This window comes from Pseudoalteromonas sp. 0802, from assembly GCF_013350085.1.
Taxonomy (GTDB): Bacteria; Pseudomonadota; Gammaproteobacteria; order Enterobacterales; family Alteromonadaceae; genus Pseudoalteromonas.
Genome location: NZ_JABVXE010000050.1, coordinates 1 through 3,114, shown reverse-complemented (window position 1 = coordinate 3,114; position 3,114 = coordinate 1). Strand labels below are relative to the sequence as shown.

General features: G+C 49.3%; 1 rRNA gene. It reads left to right on the top strand.

Going from position 1 to position 3,114, the window contains the following annotated elements:
• The first annotated feature begins 199 nt into the window (after positions 1 to 199).
• A 23S ribosomal RNA gene (locus HUS61_RS20985) occupies positions 200 to 3,082 on the top strand.
• The last annotated feature ends 32 nt before the right edge of the window (positions 3,083 to 3,114 follow it).

The window sequence follows — 3,114 nt, the reverse complement described above, 5'->3', positions numbered from 1 at the left end:
TGCTCTTTAAAAATTTGGAAAGCTGATATTAAAATTCTTATAGATACTTGTATCTATAAAGAGTTTTCAAAAGTAAAAATATGCCAGTTAATCAGCAATGATTAATCGGTATCTACTTTAGTATTCTCATCATTATTTGATGAATTAACTTCTGGCGAAGTTAACAGCTGTCACTAACAAAGACCCGTTTGGGTTGTATGGTTAAGTGACTAAGCGTACACGGTGGATGCCTTGGCAGTTGGAGGCGATGAAGGACGTATTAACTTGCGATAAGCCTAGTCAAGCTAGTAAAAAGCGCTTGAGGCTAGGATTTCCGAATGGGGAAACCCACCTGCTTGCAGGTATCTTGCACTGAATACATAGGTGTAAGAGGCGAACGCGGAGAACTGAAACATCTAAGTACCCGTAGGAACAGAAATCAACCGAGATTCCGGAAGTAGCGGCGAGCGAAACCGGACCAGCCCTTAAGCTTATTATGTGTTAGTGGAACATTCTGGAAAGTTTGACGATACAGGGTGATAGTCCCGTACACGAAAACGCATCTTAAGTGAAATCGAGTAGGTCGGAGCACGTGAAACTTTGACTGAATATAGGTGGACCATCATCTAAGGCTAAATACTCCCAACTGACCGATAGTGAACCAGTACCGTGAGGGAAAGGCGAAAAGAACCCCTGTGAGGGGAGTGAAATAGAACCTGAAACCGTGTACGTACAAGCAGTAGGAGCCCTTCGAGGGTGACTGCGTACCTTTTGTATAATGGGTCAGCGACTTATATTTTGTAGCGAGGTTAACCGTTTAGGGTAGCCGTAGGGAAACCGAGTCTTAACTGGGCGTATAGTTGCAAGGTATAGACCCGAAACCCGGTGATCTAGCCATGGGCAGGTTGAAGGTTGAGTAACATCAACTGGAGGACCGAACCCACTAACGTTGAAAAGTTAGGGGATGACCTGTGGCTAGGAGTGAAAGGCTAATCAAACCGGGAGATAGCTGGTTCTCCCCGAAATCTATTTAGGTAGAGCCTCGGACGAATACTTACGGGGGTAGAGCACTGTTAAGGCTAGGGGGTCATCCCGACTTACCAACCCTTTGCAAACTCCGAATACCGTAAAGTACTATCCGGGAGACACACGGCGGGTGCTAACGTCCGTCGTGAAGAGGGAAACAACCCAGACCGCCAGCTAAGGTCCCAAAGTCATAGTTAAGTGGGAAACGATGTGGAAAGGCCCAGACAGCCAGGAGGTTGGCTTAGAAGCAGCCATCCTTTAAAGAAAGCGTAATAGCTCACTGGTCGAGTCGGTCTGCGCGGAAGATGTAACGGGGCTAAACTATGCACCGAAGCTGCGGATTCAAAATTTATTTGAGTGGTAGGGGAGCGTTCTGTAAGCCGTTGAAGGTGAACCGGGAGGTTTGCTGGAGGTATCAGAAGTGCGAATGCTGACATGAGTAACGATAATGCGGGTGAAAAACCCGCACGCCGGAAGACCAAGGGTTCCTATCCCATGTTAATCAGGGTAGGGTAAGTCGACCCCTAAGGCGAGGCCGAAAGGCGTAGTCGATGGGAAACGGGTTAATATTCCCGTACTTGGTATAATTGCGATGGGGGGACGGAGCAGGCTAAACAAGCATGGCGTTGGTTGTCCATGTGAAAGTGAGTAGGTTGGTGACTTAGGAAAATCCGGGTTGCTAAGACTGAGACACGAGACGAGCACCCAAGGGTGTGAAGTTGTTGATGCCATACTTCCAGGAAAAGCCTCTAAGCTTCAGATTATACCGAATCGTACCCCAAACCGACACAGGTGGTCAGGTAGAGAATACTAAGGCGCTTGAGAGAACTCGGGTGAAGGAACTAGGCAAAATTGTACCGTAACTTCGGGAGAAGGTACGCTCCTATCTGTGATGAGACTTGCTCTCTAAGCGGACGGGAGCCGCAGTGACCAGGTGGCTGGGACTGTTTATTAAAAACACAGCACTGTGCAAAATCGCAAGATGACGTATACGGTGTGACACCTGCCCGGTGCCGGAAGGTTAATTGATGGGGTTAGTTTTCGGACGAAGCTCTTGATCGAAGCCCCGGTAAACGGCGGCCGTAACTATAACGGTCCTAAGGTAGCGAAATTCCTTGTCGGGTAAGTTCCGACCTGCACGAATGGTGTAACCATGGCCACGCTGTCTCCACCCGAGACTCAGTGAAATTGAAATCGCAGTGAAGATGCTGTGTACCCGCGGCTAGACGGAAAGACCCCGTGAACCTTTACTACAGCTTGGCACTGAACATTGACCCTACATGTGTAGGATAGGTGGGAGGCTTTGAAGCAGAAACGCTAGTTTTTGTGGAGCCGTCCTTGAAATACCACCCTTGTAGTGTTGATGTTCTAACGTTGGTCCCTGATCGGGATTACGGACAGTGCCTGGTGGGTAGTTTGACTGGGGCGGTCTCCTCCCAAAGAGTAACGGAGGAGCACGAAGGTTGGCTAAGTACGGTCGGACATCGTACGGTTAGTGTAATGGTAGAAGCCAGCTTAACTGCGAGACAGACACGTCGAGCAGGTACGAAAGTAGGTCATAGTGATCCGGTGGTTCTGAATGGAAGGGCCATCGCTCAACGGATAAAAGGTACTCCGGGGATAACAGGCTGATACCGCCCAAGAGTTCATATCGACGGCGGTGTTTGGCACCTCGATGTCGGCTCATCACATCCTGGGGCTGAAGTCGGTCCCAAGGGTATGGCTGTTCGCCATTTAAAGTGGTACGCGAGCTGGGTTTAGAACGTCGTGAGACAGTTCGGTCCCTATCTGCCGTGGGCGTTTGAGAATTGAGAGGGGTTGCTCCTAGTACGAGAGGACCGGAGTGAACGAACCGCTGGTGTTCGGGTTGTCATGCCAATGGCACTGCCCGGTAGCTACGTTCGGAACTGATAAGCGCTGAAAGCATCTAAGCGCGAAGCAGGCCTCGAGATGAGTTCTCACTAGACTTTTAAAGTCTCTGAAGGGCCGTTGAAGACTACAACGTTGATAGGCAGGATGTGGAAGTGGTGTGAGCCATTAAGCTAACCTGTACTAATTACCCGTGAGGCTTAACCATACAACGCCAAACGCGTTTTATGACAGCGTAAC